The following is a 15,593-nucleotide window of genomic DNA, read 5'->3' on the forward strand; positions in this document are numbered from 1 at the left end:
TACACTTTTCGGCGTCATGCGTCAGAGCTTCCAGCCGGAATGGAGTGCGGCGATGCCGCCAGTATAATTGGTGAAGGTGACGCGCGAAAAACCGGCCTGGCGGATCATTGCCGCGAAATTCTCCTGGTTCGGGAACTTGCGGATCGATTCCACCAGATATTGGTAGGGTTCGGCATCGCCGGTGATCGCCTTGCCGAACTGCGGAATGGCGTTGAACGACCAGGCATCGTAGATCTTGTCGAGAAGCGGCATATCGACTTCGGAAAATTCCAGCACCAGAAGCCGTCCGCCGCGCTTCAAGACGCGATAGGCCTCAGACAGCGCCGCATCGATCCTCGGCACGTTGCGGATCCCGAAGGCGATCGTATAGGCGTCGAAGCTGCCTGCCTCGAAAGGCAGTTCCTCAGCATTCGCCTCGACGAAGGTGAGATTGCCGGAAAGCTTCTTCTTTTCCGCCCGCTCGGCGCCGACGCCGAGCATCGAACCGTTGATGTCGAGCACCGTGGCATGCGCCTGTCTGCCCGAGGCCTCGACGATGCGGAAGGCGATATCGCCCGTGCCGCCGGCAACGTCGAGTACCTTGTAGCCAGGCTCCTTGCGCGGGTTCAGCGCCGAGATCATCGCATCCTTCCAGGCGCGGTGCATGCCCATCGACATGACGTCGTTCATGATGTCGTAGCGCTTGGCGACCTTGTGGAACACCTGGTTGACCAGGCCCTGCTTCTGGCCATCAGGCACCTCGCGGAAGCCGTAGGAGGTCTCCATGCCGCCATCGGCGGAAGTGCGGCTTTCTGACATCAGACTGCTCCGTTCCTGAAGATTCGGGCGCGACGGCCATAGCGAAAGACCGCGCGCGACGTTATCTATGGGCCGCGTTTTCCGCGACACACTGGCGCTATAGCGCACATCGTCGTCGGTTGAAACACGTTAGAGATAGATGGGTTAAGATGCCGGAATTGCCAGAAGTCGAGACGGTGAAACGCGGCCTGACGCCGGCGATGGAGGGCACCCGCGTCACCAGGCTGGAGCTGCGCCGCGGCGATCTGCGCTTCCCCTTTCCCGACGCTTTCGCGGACAGGGTTTCCGGCCGCACCATCGTTGGCCTTGGCCGCCGCGCCAAATATCTGCTGGTCGATCTCGACGATGGCAACACGCTGATTTCGCATCTCGGCATGTCCGGTTCCTTTCGCATCGAGGAGGGTGCCGCCTCCGGCGTGCCGGGCGAATTCCACCATGCCCGCTCGAAGGACGAGAAGCACGATCACGTCGTCTTCCATCTGCAAGCGGCCAGCGGCCTCCGCCGCGTCGTCTATAACGACCCGCGCCGTTTCGGCTTTATGGATATGGTGGGACGCGCCGATCTCGCCACCCATCCATTCTTCCGCGATCTCGGCCCGGAGCCGACAGGAAACGAGCTCAGCGCCGCCTATCTGGCCGAACGCTTCCGCGACAAGGCGCAGCCGCTGAAGAGCGCGCTGCTTGACCAGAAGAACATTGCCGGTCTCGGCAATATATATGTCTGCGAAGCATTGTGGCGCTCGCATCTTTCGCCGATCCGCGCCGCCGGCACGCTGGTGACGGCAGGTGGCCGGCCGAAGGCGCAGCTCGACCTGCTCGTCGCTTCGATCCGCGACGTCATCGCCGACGCGATCGCCGCCGGCGGATCATCGCTGCGCGACCACATCCAGACCGACGGATCGCTCGGCTATTTCCAGCATTCCTTCTCCGTCTATGATCGCGAAAGTCAGGCTTGTCGCACGCCCGGCTGCGGCGGTACGGTCGCCCGCATCGTCCAGGCGGGTCGCTCCACCTTCTATTGCGCCACCTGCCAGAAGTAAGCCTGCCAGACGTTAAGAGTGAGAAACCGGGAGAACAGCATGGCCTATGAGACCCTGATCGTCGAAACCCGAGGTAATGTCGGCCTCGTCACGCTGAACCGCCCGCAGGCGCTGAATGCGCTGAATTCCACCGTCCTGAAGGAACTGAAAGAGGCCTATGCCGCCTTCCACGCCGACGAGACGGTCGGGGCGATCGTGCTGACCGGTTCCGAGCGCGCCTTCGCTGCCGGCGCAGATATCAAGGAGATGCAGCCGCTTCAGTTCGCCGATATCTATAAGAGTGATTTCATCAGTGGCTGGGATGAGGTCGCCAAGGCACGCAAGCCGGTGATCGCTGCCGTCAGCGGCTTTGCGCTCGGCGGCGGCTGCGAGCTCGCCATGATGTGCGATTTCATCATCGCCTCGGAGACGGCGAAGTTCGGCCAGCCGGAAATCACCCTCGGCGTCATTCCCGGCATGGGCGGTTCGCAGCGGCTGACGCGCGCCGTCGGCAAGGCGAAGGCGATGGATCTTATCCTGACCGGCCGCATGATGGATGCGGCGGAAGCCGAACGATCGGGACTCGTTTCGCGTGTGGTGGCGCCCGAACGTCTGCTCGACGAGGCTTTTGCCGCAGCCGAAAAGATCGCTTCGCTGTCGCGCCCCTCGGTGATGATGGCCAAGGAGGCGGTCAACCGCGCATTCGAGACGACGATGGAGGAGGGATTGCGTTTCGAGCGCCGCCTGTTTCACAGTCTCTTTGCCACGGACGACCAGAAGGAAGGCATGGCGGCCTTCGTCGAGAAGCGCAAACCTGCTTTTACGCACCGTTGAATGCTTTTAGGCGCTTGCCGGTGGTAAAGCTTGAAAATCCGCGTTGACGTGGGCCGGCTTTAGAGTTATATGCCCGCCCACGGTTCGGAAAGCCGGTTTGGTTTTCCGCGATTGCTCCCGCATTGCTGGATTTTGTGGCCGCAGGGCCCGCGGTAATGGCGGAGTTTGTTCGAATTCTTGAGAGAGGCATCCATGGCCAATACAACTTCGGCGAAAAAAGCGACCCGCAAGATCGCCCGCCGTACCGACGTCAATAAGGCTCGTCGCTCGCGCGTTCGTACTTTCGTTCGCCAGGTCGAAGAGGCCATCGCATCCGGTGACGCCGCCAAGGCGAAGGAAGCTTTCCTGGCTGCTCAGCCCGAGCTTGCCCGCGCCGCCAGCAAGGGTGTGCTGCATTCCAACACGGCATCGCGCAAGGTCTCGCGTCTGGCTGCTCGTGTGAAGGCTCTTTCGGTCACCACGACCGCGTAATCTTCCGTTAAGGACTTCTTCTTTATGATTAGCCCGGTAATTTTACCGGGCTTTTTCGATTCAACCGATCAGCCCCTGCATGGTTAATCTCACGACTGTTTCGTGTCAGCGCCATGACAGGAAAAAGTCTTTAAAAACAATGGCTTGCGCAAGGATGCTTTTGCACTGCGCGACTCTGCCCCAAGCTTCCGGGACCACAGGCGAGTCAAGAGGATTTTATTTTTTTTCTTTCAATGCGTGTCAAAATAGCCCGAACGGGGGAATCTCTTTGATTCAACTGCGATTCTTTTTTGACGCTGGTGTGACGCCCGAAAACGGCAGGCGGAGTCAATGGCCGCTTGTTAATTTTGCGTAAAATTCATCGTTGATATTGCCGTTTGATCCTGCCTAAATGGCTTCCAACAGAGGGCGCGGACATCACCTGCAGAGGCTCGGTTTTAACTGCCACGTCGGCAGGGCGATGAGTTTGTGCCTTTTGTTACGGAGCCCTGCGCTTCCGTTTTTTCAAGCACTCGACGGATTTGGGCCGTAACGTGGCTGTTACGGAGCGGGGATGTTTTGTGCCTTCAGTGGTCACACGTTTAAGGCGAGGCCGCCGGAGAAGGTAAAGTAATATTGCGTTCGGGCTGGTCGGCCGAAAACGAGGTTCGACCGACAGCCTGACACGGAAAGCCGATGAAGGTTGCTGCATGAATGCGGCCCCTGCAACGGAGTTCTGCGTCGGTCCCTTTGAGGGGCCAGTGTTTTGAGTGAACCGGCAGGCGAGCGGCTCATGAGGATCCGTCAGCCCGCCAAAGCGGGGAATGATCGGGCGGCTGTTTAGCGGATGCCGCCCGGTGGAATTGAAAGGCGGCATTATGCAGATGAATACGATGACGACGGGCGGGCTCGACAATGGGGATGCGGCACCGCAAGCGTTCGGCTCCATTGGCCTCGAAGCGGGCGAAGCAAAGGCGGAAATGAAGCAGAGCATTTTGTTTGAGCGCGTCAGCGCGCGCTTGAAGGCCCAGGTCGGTCCTGACGTCTATGCCAGCTGGTTTGCCAGGCTGAAGCTGCATTCGGTATCGAAGAGCGTGGTTCGCCTTTCGGTTCCCACGACCTTCCTGAAGTCGTGGATCAACAATCGTTATCTCGATCTCATCACCGGTCTGTTCCAGGCCGAGGATCCGGAAATTCTGAAAATCGAAGTCCTGGTGCGCACGGCAACGCGGCACGGCACGAAGGCGCTCGATGAGGTGGTCGCGCCGGAACCAGCCGCCCCCACCCAGATGCGTCGCCCGACAAGCGCGCAGCCGGCCGGTCAGGCCGTCCAGCAAGCGGTTTCGGCTGTTGCCGCCGCAAGGCCTGCAAGCTTTGGCTCGCCGCTCTTCGGTTCGCCGCTCGATAGCCGCTTCACCTTCGACACCTTCGTCGAAGGCAGCTCGAACCGGGTAGCACTTGCGGCTGCAAAGACCATCGCGGAAGCTGGTCAGGGCGCTGTGCGCTTCAACCCGCTCTTCATCCATTCGACCGTCGGCCTCGGCAAGACCCACCTGCTGCAGGCGGTCGCCAATGCGGCAGTGCAGAACCCCAGGTCTCTGCGCGTCGTCTATCTGACGGCCGAATATTTCATGTGGCGCTTCGCCACCGCGATACGCGACAATGATGCGCTGACGCTGAAGGATTCGCTGCGCAACATCGATCTCCTGATCATCGACGACATGCAGTTCCTGCAGGGCAAGATGATCCAGCATGAATTCTGCCATCTCCTGAACATGCTGCTCGACAGCGCCAAGCAGGTCGTCGTTGCCGCCGACCGTGCGCCCTGGGAGCTGGAGTCGCTCGACCCCCGCGTTCGCTCGCGCCTACAGGGCGGTGTCGCGATCGAATTCGACGCGCCGGATTACGAGATGCGTCTCGAAATCCTCAAGCGTCGCCTTGCTGTCGCCCGGCTCGAAGATCCGTCGCTCGAAATTCCGGCCGAACTGCTCCAGCACGTCGCCCGCAACGTCACGGCCAGCGGCCGCGAACTCGAAGGCGCCTTCAACCAGCTGGTCTTCCGCCGCTCCTTCGAGCCGAACCTGTCGATCGAACGCGTCGACGAACTGCTTGCCCATCTGGTCGGTTCCGGCGAGCCGCGCCGTGTGCGCATCGAGGATATCCAGCGCATCGTCGCAAGGCATTACAATGTCTCGCGCCAGGAACTGGTGTCGAACCGCCGCACCCGCGTCATCGTCAAGCCGCGCCAGATCGCCATGTATCTGTCGAAGACCCTGACGCCACGCTCCTTCCCGGAGATCGGCCGCCGGTTCGGCGGGCGCGATCACACGACCGTGTTGCATGCCGTGCGCAAGATCGAGGAGCTGATTTCAGGAGACACCAAGCTTTCGCACGAAGTCGAGCTTCTGAAGCGCCTGATCAACGAATAATCGTCGAGTTTTTCCGAAAAATCCACGGCCGGAAGCGATTTCGGCCGTTTTCTTTTATAAGTTTTTTATTCTATACCTCCCGCGCATCACGTGCATGTCAAAGACTGAAGCGCCAAAACGGCGCGTGGGAGGAATGAATGAGTTTCGAAAAGATCGCCGTTCTCGGCCTGGGCAAGGTCGGACGGCTGGCGGCGACGCTGTTGCATGAAGGCGGCTTCGAGGTCATCGGCGTCGACGCGCAATTGCCGCTGAGCGACGTTCCCTTCAAGTGCCGCACCGGCGATATCTCCGACCCGCAAGTGATCGGCGAACTGCTCTCGAATGTCGAGGCGGTGCTCTCCTGCCTGCCCTATCATTTGAACATCGAATTGGCGCGCGCCGCCCATCTTGCCGGCATCCATTATTTCGATCTGACCGAAGATGTTCCCACAACCAATTTCATCATCGAACTGTCGAAGACCGCCCGCGGCCTGATGGCGCCGCAATGCGGCCTGGCGCCGGGTTTCGTCGGCATCGTCGGCGCAAGCCTGGCCGACGGCTTCGATCGCTGCCGGTCGATCCGCATGCGCGTCGGCGCCCTGCCGCAGCATCCGACCGGGCTGCTCGGCTACGCCTTCAACTGGTCGCCCGAGGGCGTCGTCAACGAATATCTGAACGACTGCGAGGTCATCGAGGGCGGTGTGCGCAAGCTCGTCTCGCCGATGGAATGGCACGAGACCGTCTATGTCGGCGGCGTCAAGCTCGAAGCCTTCACGACGTCGGGCGGCCTTGGCACCATGTGCGATACGATGCTCGGCAAGATCGACAATCTCGATTACAAGACCATGCGGTATCCCGGCCATATGGAGCTGATGAACTTCTTCTTCCACGAGCTGTTGATGCGCGACAAGCGCAAGCTCGCCGGCGAGATCCTTACCAATGCCAAGCCGCCGGTTGAAGACGATGTCGTCTATGTTCATGTCGCCGCCGAGGGGACCGAGAATGGCAGCCTGCGCCGCAAGGAGTTCGTGCGCGCCTATTACCCGATCGAGATTGCCGGCGCGCGCCGCACGGCGATCGCCTGGACGACGTCAGCCTCCGTCGTCGCCGTCATCGAGATGGTCCGCGACGGTCTGCTGCCGGTGACCGGCTTCCTGCACCAGGAGCATATTCCGCTGGAGATGTTCCTGAAAACACCGACCGGCAGCCTCTTCAAGGCGGGCGCCACCAGCCACGGCTGAGACATGCCTTCCTGCGCGGCGGTGATGTCAATGCCGCCGCGCTGCCAAATCCACACATCGTATGGGTGTCAGCAGGCGAGATCGGCGACGACGGAATCGAGGATCAGCATGCCTGATGGCGTGCAGCGCAGGCGTGAATTGCCGATCCGCTCGATGAATTTGTGTTCGAGCAGGAATTCCTCGCGTTTCGGGTCGAGGTCGCGGCCCGAAAGCTGCTGCCAGCGGGCGAGATCGACGCCTTCCCTCAGCCGCAGCCCCATCAGCAGCAGCTCGTCGGACTGTTCCTCGAAGCCGAGCCGCTCCTCGTCGAGAATGCCGTGCCCATCACGCTCGACCATGTCGAGCCAGGTTTCCGGCTTGCGCTCGGTCGCCGTCGCAAGCTTCTCCGGGCCACGCGTCAGCCGGCCGTGGGCGCCTGGGCCGATGCCGGCATAATCGCCGTAGCGCCAGTAGGTCAGGTTATGCCGGCTTTCAGCACCCGGCCGGGCATGATTGGAAACCTCATAGGCCGGCATGCCCTCGCGCGCCGTGATCTCCTGTGTCGCCTCGTAGAGCAGTGCCGATTGCTCGCCGTCCGGCACGATCAGCTTGCCGGCCTTGTGCAGACCGTAGAATGGCGTGCCTTCCTCGATGGTCAGCTGATAGAGCGAAAGATGGTCGACCGCATAGGAGATCGCCTCCTTCAGTTCCTTTTCCCATTCCTCGACCGTCTGCTCCGGCCGGGCATAGATCAGGTCGAAGGACATGCGCGGGAAGATGTCGCGTGCCAGCCTTATCGCCTTCAGTGCGTCGGCGACATCATGCAGCCTGCCGAGGAATTTGAGATCCCGGTCGTTCAGCGCCTGCACGCCAAGCGAGACGCGATTGACGCCGGCCGCCCGGTAGCCGCGGAACCGTTCGGCCTCGACGCTCGAAGGGTTGGCCTCCATGGTGATCTCGATGCCATCTGGCACATGCCAGTGCCGCGCAATGCCGTCGAGAATGGCGGAGACCGTTTCCGGCTTCATCAGCGAAGGCGTGCCGCCGCCGAGAAAGATGCTCGTCACCGTCTTCGGCCCGCTCATCGACCGGACCGCCGCCATCTCCGTCAGGAAGGCTGATGTAAAGCGCTCCTGATCCACCGGCTGGTGGCGCACATGGCTGTTGAAGTCGCAATAGGGACACTTCGCCGCGCAGAAGGGCCAATGCACATAGACGCCGAAGCCCGGCTCGCCGGTATCGGGCAGCAGAGCCGCGTCGCGCGAGGTGCTTGGCGTGTCGAAATTGTCCACGGACCGACTCTATGCCTCCAGGCAGGTTTCGACAAAGAGTTTGAAGGCGCGGGCGCGGTGCGACAGCGCTTGCGGCTTGCCGACGTTCCAGCCGTGTTTTTCCTCGCCGCTCATTTCGCCGAAGGTGATGTCATAGCCCTCGGGCTGGAAGACCGGGTCGTAGCCGAAGCCCTGGGTGCCGCGCGGCGGCCAGACGACGCTGCCTTCCACCTCGCCGCGAAACAGCTCCGTATGCCCATCCGGCCAGGCGAGGCAGAGCACGCTGATGAAACGCGCCGTGCGCTGTTCCGGCTTTGTCGCGCCCGCATCCTGCAGCGCCTTTTCCACCTTGGCCATCGCCATGTCGAAATCGCGCGTGCCGTCTGCCTTCTCCGCCCAATTGGCGGTGTAGACACCGGGATCGCCGCCGAGTGCATCGACCACCAGCCCGGAATCGTCCGACAACGCCGGCATGCCTGAGGCATTGGCCGAGGCGACCGCCTTGATCGTCGCATTCTCCTCGAAGCTCGTGCCCGTCTCATCCGGCTCGACGAAATTCAGCTCGGCCGCCGATTTGGCGGTGAAGCCGAGCGGCCCGATCAATTCCTGGATCTCGCGGATCTTGCCGGCATTGTGGCTGGCGACGACGATGGTCTTCGTTTCAAGCTTGCGCATTCAGATGTCCTGTTCGATGCCCCAGATTTTAGCCTCCGCGCATTCCAGGCTGTTGCCATCAGGATCGCGGAAATAGATCGAGCGGCCGCCGTTCGGCCAGCGCACCTCGGATTCGATCGCAACGCCGGCCGCCGTCAACCGTTCGGCCATGGCATCGATATTGCGGCCGGACACCCGGAAACAGGCATGGCCCTGGCCGCTCGTGCCGTGCGGCGGCACCTGCAGTGCTTCAGGCGCCGGCGGCTTCACCGTTTCCTTAGGGTTGAAGATCAACAGAACGCCTGGCCCGCAGCGGAAGAAGACATGCCGGTTGGCGGCGCGGGCGATCTTTTCAAGTCCGAGAACGTCTTCGTAGAACGTCTCGGCCTTATCGAGATCCCGCGCATAGAGCGCCGTTTCCAACATGCCTTCCAGCATGGGGTTCATCCTTCGACGGCTTGCTTCTGTAGCGCCACGAGTTCGCCGATGCCGTTTCTGGCAAGCTGCATCAGCGAGGTGAATTCGCCCTCGCTGAACGGCGTGCCTTCGGCCGTGCCCTGGATCTCGACGATCCCGCCGGTGCCCGTCATGACGAAGTTCGCATCGGTCTCGGCCGAGGAATCCTCGAGGTAATCGAGATCGATCACCGGCTGGCTGGCGAAGATACCGCAGGAGATGGCGGCGACATGATCCTTCAGGACCCGGTCGACCTTGATCATGTTGCGGCTTTCCATCCATTTCAGGCAGTCGTAAAGCGCGATCCAGCCGCCGGTGATCGAGGCGGTCCGCGTGCCGCCATCGGCCTGGATGACGTCGCAATCGAGCGTGATCTGCCGTTCGCCGAGCGCCTGCAGGTCGACGACGGCGCGCAGCGACCGGCCGATCAGCCGCTGGATTTCCTGGGTGCGGCCGCCCTGCTTGCCGGCGGCGGCTTCGCGCTTCATGCGTTCGCCGGTCGCCCGCGGCAGCATGCCGTATTCGGCCGTGACCCAGCCCTTGCCGGTATTGCGCAGCCATGGCGGCGTCTTTTCTTCGAGGCTCGCCGTGCAGAGCACATGCGTATCGCCGAACTTCACCAGGCAGGAGCCTTCCGCATGCTTGGAAAAATTGCGCTCGAACGAGACCTTGCGCATCTGGTCGATTTTTCTGCCTGAAGGCCGCATTCTTATCTCCTGGGGTTTATTTGACCGCTTCTACGATTGGCGGCGCTCATTTGCAAATTCCCTTTTGCCACGGGTGTTAGTTTGACTTACTTTTCGGGAAGTATCATCAGCACGGGTTCGAAAGCTTCATGGGCATCAGGTCGACGTCGGTTTCGGATGCCGTAGCTGCGCTGGACGAGCGCTCCAGGGAAATTTTTCGTCGCATCGTCGAAGGTTATCTGGAAAGCGGCGAGCCGCTCGGTTCGCGCAACCTGTCCCGTATCCTGCCGATGTCGCTGTCGCCGGCCTCGGTGCGCAACGTCATGAGCGATCTCGAAGAGCTCGGCCTGATCTATTCGCCGCATGTCAGCGCCGGCCGGTTGCCGACCCAGATCGGCCTGCGCTTCTTCGTTGATGCCTTCATGCAAGTCGGTGACCTGTCGGCCGAGGAACGCGCCAGCATCGACCGCCAGGTACGGGTCGAAAGCGGCGGCAATCCCGTCGAATCGATGATGAACGAGGCAAGCCGCATGTTATCCGGCATTTCGCGCGGCGCCGGCCTCGTCATCACCTCGAAAAGCGATCCGGTGCTGAAACATGTCGAGTTCATCCGGCTCGAACCGACAAAGGCGCTAGCCGTGCTCGTCGGCGATCATGATCAGGTGGAAAACCGCATCATCGAACTGCCGGCGGGTGTCACCTCCTCGCAGCTGACTGAGGCAGCGAATTTCCTCAATGCCCATATGTCCGGCCAGACCCTGCCGGAGCTCCGCAAACAACTAAGCCGGTTGAAGGACGATGTCCGTCACGAGCTCGATGCCCTGTCGCGCGATCTGGTCGAGCGCGGCATTGCCGTCTGGGCCGGCAGCCCGGACGAGGGAAAGCCGACGCAGCTGATCATCCGCGGCCGCGCCAACCTGCTCGAAGGCCTCGCCGGCGCCGAGGATCTTGACCGGCTGCGCCTGCTGTTTGACGATCTCGAGAAGAAGGACAGCCTGATCGAGATCCTCAATCTCGCCGAAAGCGGTTCGGGCGTGCGTATCTTCATTGGCTCGGAAAACAAGCTCTTCTCGCTGTCCGGCTCGTCGCTCATCGTCGCGCCCTATCGTGACGACGACGATCGCATCGTCGGTGCCGTCGGCGTCATCGGCCCGACGCGGCTCAATTATTCCCGCATCGTGCCGATGGTGGACTATACAGCGCAGCTCGTCTCCCGCCTTTCGCGCAGTCAGCTTTGACGCGCAGCTACCAGTCACGCGGAATTTTCGCTTCTTTGTCACGCAGACTTGATTTTTTTCGGTCAAACCTCGATATCGGGCGCATCTGAAGACACCAACCGGAGACCGTCATGACCGATGACACGACGAAAAACGGACCTGACGCAACTGCGGCCGATGCCGCAGCCGACGCTACCGCCTACGTCGAGAACGAAACTGCGCAGCAAGAGCCCGCCCAGCCGGACCCGATCGAGCTTCTGAAAGCCGAAAACGGCGAACTGCGCGACCGCTATCTGCGCCTTGCTGCCGAGATGGACAATCTGCGCCGCCGCACTGAGCGCGAGGTCAAGGATGCCAAGTCCTATTCCGTCGCGGGTTTCGCGCGCGACATGCTCGCCGTCTCGGATAATCTGCGCCGCGCGCTCGATGCCATCTCTCCGGAGACCAAGGCTACGGCCGATGCCGGCCTGAGCACGCTGATCGAGGGTGTCGAAATGACCGAGCGCGCCATGCTGTCGGCTCTCGAGCGCCACGGCGTTCGCAAGCTGGAGCCGGTTGGCCAGAAGTTCGATCCGAATTTCCATCAGGCGATGTTTGAGGTGCCGAACCCGGACGTGCCGAACAACACGGTCGTCCAGGTCGTGCAGGCAGGTTTCACCATCGGCGAGCGGGTGCTGCGCCCGGCCATGGTCGGTGTCGCCAAGGGCGGCCCGAAGCCGGCCGAAGCGGAAACCAACTCCGTCTTCGACGAAAAAGACGCCTGAGATCGTCTCCTTCCTGCTCGCGAGGAAGGAAACCGAAGTTAGATGCGGGCGAAGCGTTCGATCAGCAGATCGAAGAAGCCGTCCGCATCGACATGGCGCATGACTTTGGCATTGCGCTTGCGCTCGGTCACATGCCACCAGTCGACGACCGTCATGCCGACGGTAAGTTCGGACTGGACCTCGATCTCGACATTGCAGTCCCGGCCCTTGAAAAGCTCCGGCTTCAGCAGATAGGCGACGACGGTCGGGTCGTGCAGCGGCCCGCCGTCGGAACCGTATTTCTCGATGTCGAAACGTTCGAAGAATTCCAGCATCTCGACCATGGCCTTTGCCGGCGCCGTGCCGATCTCGGCCATGCGTTTCACCCGGTCCTTGCGGGTCAGCAGTTGATGCGTCACGTCTAGTGGCATCATCACGACCCGAACGCCTGAGCGGAAGACGATATCGGCCGCCTCTGGGTCGACATAGATGTTGAATTCGGCCGCCGGCGTGATGTTGCCGCCCTCGAAAAAGCCGCCGCCCATCATCACCAGTTCGCGGATGCGGGGGACGATGTCGGGCGCTTTCTGGAAGGCCAAGCCGATATTGGTGAGCGGCCCGAGCGTACACAGCGTCACCGTGCCTTCCGGCTCGCGGCGCAGCGTCTCGATGATGAAGTCGACGGCATGGCCGGGCTGCAGCGCCATTGTCGGTTCGCTGAGTTCGGGACCGTCAAGGCCGGTCTTGCCATGCACATGTTCGGCGGTCACCAGCTTGCGGGCGATCGGCGCGTCGGCGCCGGCGAAAACCTTCGTCTCCGTCCGGCTGCAGAGCTCGCAGACGATGCGCGCATTGCGGCTGGTGAGCGAAAGCGGCACATTGCCGGCGACCGTCGTGATCCCCAGCACCTCCAGCTCATCGGGGCTGCCGAAGGCAAGCATGATGGCGGCTGCGTCGTCCTGGCCGGGATCAGTGTCGATGATGATCTTTCTTGCGCTTGCCATTCCGGTCGTTCCATCCTCGCACTGCGTGTTATCGGGCATGCACCGATGTCTTCACCTCCCGTCACAAATCAGCACAATCCGCGCGGGCATGTTTTGATGCGAGGCAGCAGACGCTTTGTCAAGGAAAGAGCCTGTCGGCACCGCCTTAAATTGAGAGGCTGACACCCGCCGTCGCGTCCCATGCCTTGCAGCGCCGGGCTCCTCTCCCCATATTAGCGGCATCCGGATGCTGCCGTTAAGGTCCGGGATGGTCGCTTGCATCAAGGACTTGAAACGAGATGAGCCGCATTACCCCTTTCGCCAGCCCGCTGCTTCTGGGCTTCGATGCCATGGAAAAGACGCTGGAGCGCATTTCCAAGGCGAGTGACGGATATCCGCCTTATAATATCGAACGCATCGCCGCCGACACCGGCGCGCCGGAACGTCTGCGTATCACCCTTGCCGTGGCCGGCTTCAGCGAGGAGGAACTCGATGTCTCCATTGAGGAGAACCAGCTTGTGATCCGCGGCCGCCAGGTCGAACAGGGTGAACGGGACTATCTTTATCGCGGTATCGCCGCCCGTCAGTTCCAGCGGACTTTCGTTCTTGCCGACGGCATGCAGGTGCTCGGCGCCGGCCTGAAGAACGGTCTGCTCTCCGTCGATCTAATTCGTCCGGAACCCGCGCGCATGGTCAAGAAAATTAACATTTCGGTCTCACAGTAGCACAACGGTTTGTCGAACCGTTGGTCCCTTCTCCCGGAGGAACAGGAATGTTGATGAAAGAAGCCACGTCTCACTTGACCAAATCCGAGCTTGCCCACATCGGCAACGGCGAGGTCGCCTATATCAGAAAAATGCGCACCGATGAGGTCGCCAAGTGCTTTCCCGAGGCGCCGGATATCGATCCGAACGTCGATCTCTGGGCACTCTTCGGCGCCGACGGCACGCCGATCCTTTTGACGGACAACCGCTCCAGCACCTTTTTCAAGGCTGCCGAGGACGAATTGAAGACGGTCAGCCTGCACTGACCGTCAAGGCCATTTGAGCCTTGATTGAGATCTCTGCGTGACAGGGTTTCCTTAAGCGAACCGGACCGCCGTTCTCGCGCGCGCCTTTGCCGCTACCTCTTCGCGATCACGAGGAGGTTGAGACGTTTCCAGCGAATCGAGCAGCTCGCGGGCACATGCCGCGATCGAACTGACCGCGTGCTCGAATGCGACCTCATTGCGCTTCGACGGTTTGGTCGTTCCGCTCACCTTGCGCACGAACTGGAGCGCGGCGTCATGGATCTCGTCGTCCGTCGCTGGCGGGTCGAAATTGAACAGGGGTTTTATATTTCGGCACATGACTTGCTCCCGGTCATTGTCTTTCTTCCATTTGAGAGGAGGGTGGCCAGCACAGAAAATAGTCGCGTGAGCGCCAATGGCAACCGGCCCAACGGCGGAACTCTCCGCGCCGCAAGTTAGGGCGCAGCGCCTTCAGTTCGGTCTGTTGTCGCTGTCGGCTTTAGAGCCGGATCATTTTGGATCTAATCGAGCTGAAATCTGAATTCGTCTCCTCATCAGAAGCTGCCGTGGGCGACGTCTCCTTGCGCCGCCAACAGCGGTCATCTGTTCGGGTGCCTTTTCATGCTACGTCGAGTGCATCTATTCCGCGTTGGCTTGTTCATGGTCGGCGACGAAAGGAGCTTGCATTGAACCAATCGCAGCCAAATCGATTTCCATTTCACACACAATGCCCGAGAGACGATGGATGCGGGGTCTTTGTCCTGCAGATGCTCACCGGCATGAGCTACGACGATGTGGCAGCCATGATCGATTGGGGCGATAAGTCGGCGCATTATACAACCTGGAACGATCTTTGCGGCGTGTTGGCGGAGATCGGATTGTCTGTCGAAACCCCGATCAAAACCAGTCGATGGAGCGATATCCAGGGGGTTGCCATCGTCCACGTTCAGGGGGATCACTTCATGCTCTACGACGCCGAAAACGGTCTGTTCTATGACCCAGCAGAGATGGAAGGCCCAAGGGTGGCCAGCGCTCGCGTTCCAACCAGCTATCTGACTGTATACGGCCCCAACCATCGCTAAACTTGGATAGGCCATCCCTTCGGCACGGAAATCCGTTCGCCGACTTGCCGGCGGCCTCAGACCTTCCTGAAGGTCAGATAGGCCGAAGACCGGCCCTCGCGCCGCGCCTTGGCCTCGTAACGTGTGCTCGGCCAGCCCTCATAGGGGGTCAGCCAATCCGCTGCATTGTCCGCTATCCACTCGAAACCGCCATGGTCGCGGCATTTGATCAGCGTCCAGTTCACATAGGTGTCGATGTCGGAGGCGAAGCAGAACAGGCCGCCGGGCTTCAGCACGCGATGAAAGCGGTCGAGATTGGTTTTCGAGACGAAACGCCGTTTCCAGTGCTTCCGCTTCGGCCAGGGATCGGGATAGAGCAGATCGATCTGATCGAGTGCGCCGTCCGGCAGCCAGTCGAGCAGCTGGGTCGCGTCGTCATTATAGACGCGGATATTGGAGGCACCCGTCTCGCCGATGCGCGACAACAGCTTCTGCATGGAATTGACGAAGGGTTCCACGCCGATGAAGCCGGTCGAAGGCGTCTCCAGCGCACGGTGGATCAGATGCTCGCCGCCGCCGAAACCGATTTCCAGCCGCAATCTTTCGACCGGAACCGGGAAGAGGGAAGTCAGCGGCTCCGGGGGAGCCGCCGAGAGATCGATAAGGAATGCCGGCAACAGACTGTTCAGCGTCTCGGCCTGCTGTTCGCGCAGGGCCTTGCCCTTGCGACGACCGAAGAAGGCTTCGGTCGCCCGGCCGCGGCGTTCCATATCCGTCATGCTCT

At 61.1% G+C, this 15,593-nt stretch carries 18 protein-coding genes; 10 read left to right on the forward strand and 8 right to left on the reverse strand.

Annotated elements, in window-relative coordinates; all coding sequences use genetic code 11:
• Positions 1 to 21: 21 nt before the first annotated feature.
• Positions 22 to 798 carry a bifunctional demethylmenaquinone methyltransferase/2-methoxy-6-polyprenyl-1,4-benzoquinol methylase UbiE gene (gene ubiE / locus RL_RS01935; protein WP_011650173.1) on the reverse strand — a complete coding sequence of 259 codons (777 nt, stop codon included), beginning with the start codon at positions 796 to 798 and terminating at the stop codon, positions 22 to 24.
• A gap of 149 nt (positions 799 to 947) precedes the next feature.
• On the opposite strand from ubiE, the gene mutM reads away from it, so the two are divergent.
• From mutM to RL_RS01960, 5 genes are all read left to right on the forward strand, one after another.
• Positions 948 to 1,838 (forward strand): bifunctional DNA-formamidopyrimidine glycosylase/DNA-(apurinic or apyrimidinic site) lyase, encoded by an 891-nt coding sequence (gene mutM, locus RL_RS01940; RefSeq protein WP_011650174.1) that lies wholly within the window; start codon positions 948 to 950, stop codon positions 1,836 to 1,838.
• A gap of 39 nt (positions 1,839 to 1,877) precedes the next feature.
• Positions 1,878 to 2,651 (forward strand): enoyl-CoA hydratase, encoded by a 774-nt coding sequence (locus RL_RS01945; RefSeq protein ID WP_011650175.1) that lies wholly within the window; start codon positions 1,878 to 1,880, stop codon positions 2,649 to 2,651.
• A gap of 192 nt (positions 2,652 to 2,843) precedes the next feature.
• On the forward strand, positions 2,844 to 3,122 hold the full coding sequence (gene rpsT, locus RL_RS01950; RefSeq protein WP_003544819.1) for a 30S ribosomal protein S20: 279 nt from the start codon (positions 2,844 to 2,846) through the stop codon (positions 3,120 to 3,122).
• An 857-nt stretch (positions 3,123 to 3,979) separates the two neighbouring features.
• Positions 3,980 to 5,530, forward strand: a complete 1,551-nt coding sequence (gene dnaA / locus RL_RS01955; protein WP_028740542.1) for a chromosomal replication initiator protein DnaA — start codon at positions 3,980 to 3,982, stop codon at positions 5,528 to 5,530.
• 137 nt (positions 5,531 to 5,667) lie between these two features.
• On the forward strand, positions 5,668 to 6,750 hold the full coding sequence (locus RL_RS01960) for a saccharopine dehydrogenase family protein (RefSeq protein ID WP_011650177.1): 1,083 nt from the start codon (positions 5,668 to 5,670) through the stop codon (positions 6,748 to 6,750).
• A 68-nt stretch (positions 6,751 to 6,818) separates the two neighbouring features.
• Here the strand turns inward: RL_RS01960 and hemW are convergent, their stop codons facing one another.
• From hemW to rph, 4 genes are read right to left on the reverse strand one after another with little or no spacing between them, the layout of a single operon-like run.
• Positions 6,819 to 8,021, reverse strand: a complete 1,203-nt coding sequence (gene hemW / locus RL_RS01965; protein ID WP_011650178.1) for a radical SAM family heme chaperone HemW — start codon at positions 8,019 to 8,021, stop codon at positions 6,819 to 6,821.
• Between the two features lie 9 nt (positions 8,022 to 8,030).
• The gene (gene rdgB, locus RL_RS01970; RefSeq protein WP_011650179.1) at positions 8,031 to 8,675 is read right to left on the reverse strand and encodes an RdgB/HAM1 family non-canonical purine NTP pyrophosphatase; all 645 of its coding nucleotides are present in this window, start codon (positions 8,673 to 8,675) and stop codon (positions 8,031 to 8,033) included.
• Positions 8,676 to 9,101 carry a VOC family protein gene (locus RL_RS01975; protein ID WP_011650180.1) on the reverse strand — a complete coding sequence of 142 codons (426 nt, stop codon included), beginning with the start codon at positions 9,099 to 9,101 and terminating at the stop codon, positions 8,676 to 8,678.
• On the reverse strand, positions 9,098 to 9,817 hold the full coding sequence (gene rph / locus RL_RS01980; protein ID WP_011650181.1) for a ribonuclease PH: 720 nt from the start codon (positions 9,815 to 9,817) through the stop codon (positions 9,098 to 9,100). The genes RL_RS01975 and rph overlap by 4 nt, the downstream gene beginning before the upstream one ends.
• A gap of 128 nt (positions 9,818 to 9,945) precedes the next feature.
• On the opposite strand from rph, the gene hrcA reads away from it, so the two are divergent.
• Positions 9,946 to 11,034: a heat-inducible transcriptional repressor HrcA gene (gene hrcA / locus RL_RS01985; protein ID WP_011650182.1), complete on the forward strand. Its 1,089-nt coding sequence runs from the start codon at positions 9,946 to 9,948 to the stop codon at positions 11,032 to 11,034.
• 110 nt (positions 11,035 to 11,144) lie between these two features.
• Complete coding sequence (grpE, locus tag RL_RS01990) at positions 11,145 to 11,777, forward strand: nucleotide exchange factor GrpE (protein WP_011650183.1); 633 nt, start codon at positions 11,145 to 11,147, stop codon at positions 11,775 to 11,777.
• A gap of 38 nt (positions 11,778 to 11,815) precedes the next feature.
• Here grpE and RL_RS01995 read toward each other — a convergent pair whose 3' ends face one another.
• Positions 11,816 to 12,760 carry a nucleoside hydrolase gene (locus RL_RS01995; protein ID WP_011650184.1) on the reverse strand — a complete coding sequence of 315 codons (945 nt, stop codon included), beginning with the start codon at positions 12,758 to 12,760 and terminating at the stop codon, positions 11,816 to 11,818.
• Positions 12,761 to 13,038: 278 nt separating this feature from the next.
• On the opposite strand from RL_RS01995, the gene RL_RS02000 reads away from it, so the two are divergent.
• Together RL_RS02000 and RL_RS02005 are read left to right on the forward strand one after the other, a co-directional pair.
• Positions 13,039 to 13,464 carry an Hsp20 family protein gene (locus RL_RS02000; protein WP_003544836.1) on the forward strand — a complete coding sequence of 142 codons (426 nt, stop codon included), beginning with the start codon at positions 13,039 to 13,041 and terminating at the stop codon, positions 13,462 to 13,464.
• A 47-nt stretch (positions 13,465 to 13,511) separates the two neighbouring features.
• Positions 13,512 to 13,769: a DUF1150 family protein gene (locus RL_RS02005; protein ID WP_003544838.1), complete on the forward strand. Its 258-nt coding sequence runs from the start codon at positions 13,512 to 13,514 to the stop codon at positions 13,767 to 13,769.
• A 51-nt stretch (positions 13,770 to 13,820) separates the two neighbouring features.
• Here RL_RS02005 and RL_RS02010 read toward each other — a convergent pair whose 3' ends face one another.
• Complete coding sequence (locus RL_RS02010; protein ID WP_011650185.1) at positions 13,821 to 14,087, reverse strand: DUF2277 domain-containing protein; 267 nt, start codon at positions 14,085 to 14,087, stop codon at positions 13,821 to 13,823.
• Between the two features lie 347 nt (positions 14,088 to 14,434).
• Between RL_RS02010 and RL_RS02015 the strand changes: the two genes are divergently transcribed.
• Positions 14,435 to 14,830, forward strand: coding sequence for a hypothetical protein (locus RL_RS02015; protein ID WP_244432346.1), 396 nt, complete (start codon positions 14,435 to 14,437; stop codon positions 14,828 to 14,830).
• Between the two features lie 56 nt (positions 14,831 to 14,886).
• Here RL_RS02015 and RL_RS02020 read toward each other — a convergent pair whose 3' ends face one another.
• Positions 14,887 to 15,588, reverse strand: a complete 702-nt coding sequence (locus RL_RS02020) for a tRNA (guanine(46)-N(7))-methyltransferase TrmB (RefSeq protein ID WP_011650187.1) — start codon at positions 15,586 to 15,588, stop codon at positions 14,887 to 14,889.
• Between the last annotated feature and the right edge of the window lie 5 nt (positions 15,589 to 15,593).

This window comes from Rhizobium johnstonii 3841 (assembly GCF_000009265.1).
Classification (GTDB): Bacteria; Pseudomonadota; Alphaproteobacteria; order Rhizobiales; family Rhizobiaceae; genus Rhizobium; species Rhizobium acaciae.

Coding starts and splice junctions, on each gene's coding strand:
- ubiE (WP_011650173.1), bottom strand. CDS start 798: ATGTCAGAAAGCCGCACTTCCGCCGATGGCGGCATGGAGACCTCCTAC.
- mutM (WP_011650174.1), top strand. CDS start 948: ATGCCGGAATTGCCAGAAGTCGAGACGGTGAAACGCGGCCTGACGCCG.
- RL_RS01945 (WP_011650175.1), top strand. CDS start 1,878: ATGGCCTATGAGACCCTGATCGTCGAAACCCGAGGTAATGTCGGCCTC.
- rpsT (WP_003544819.1), top strand. CDS start 2,844: ATGGCCAATACAACTTCGGCGAAAAAAGCGACCCGCAAGATCGCCCGC.
- dnaA (WP_028740542.1), top strand. CDS start 3,980: ATGCAGATGAATACGATGACGACGGGCGGGCTCGACAATGGGGATGCG.
- RL_RS01960 (WP_011650177.1), top strand. CDS start 5,668: ATGAGTTTCGAAAAGATCGCCGTTCTCGGCCTGGGCAAGGTCGGACGG.
- rdgB (WP_011650179.1), bottom strand. CDS start 8,675: ATGCGCAAGCTTGAAACGAAGACCATCGTCGTCGCCAGCCACAATGCC.
- RL_RS01975 (WP_011650180.1), bottom strand. CDS start 9,101: ATGAACCCCATGCTGGAAGGCATGTTGGAAACGGCGCTCTATGCGCGG.
- rph (WP_011650181.1), bottom strand. CDS start 9,817: ATGCGGCCTTCAGGCAGAAAAATCGACCAGATGCGCAAGGTCTCGTTC.
- hrcA (WP_011650182.1), top strand. CDS start 9,946: ATGGGCATCAGGTCGACGTCGGTTTCGGATGCCGTAGCTGCGCTGGAC.
- grpE (WP_011650183.1), top strand. CDS start 11,145: ATGACCGATGACACGACGAAAAACGGACCTGACGCAACTGCGGCCGAT.
- RL_RS01995 (WP_011650184.1), bottom strand. CDS start 12,760: ATGGCAAGCGCAAGAAAGATCATCATCGACACTGATCCCGGCCAGGAC.
- RL_RS02000 (WP_003544836.1), top strand. CDS start 13,039: ATGAGCCGCATTACCCCTTTCGCCAGCCCGCTGCTTCTGGGCTTCGAT.
- RL_RS02005 (WP_003544838.1), top strand. CDS start 13,512: ATGTTGATGAAAGAAGCCACGTCTCACTTGACCAAATCCGAGCTTGCC.
- RL_RS02010 (WP_011650185.1), bottom strand. CDS start 14,087: ATGTGCCGAAATATAAAACCCCTGTTCAATTTCGACCCGCCAGCGACG.
- RL_RS02020 (WP_011650187.1), bottom strand. CDS start 15,588: ATGACGGATATGGAACGCCGCGGCCGGGCGACCGAAGCCTTCTTCGGT.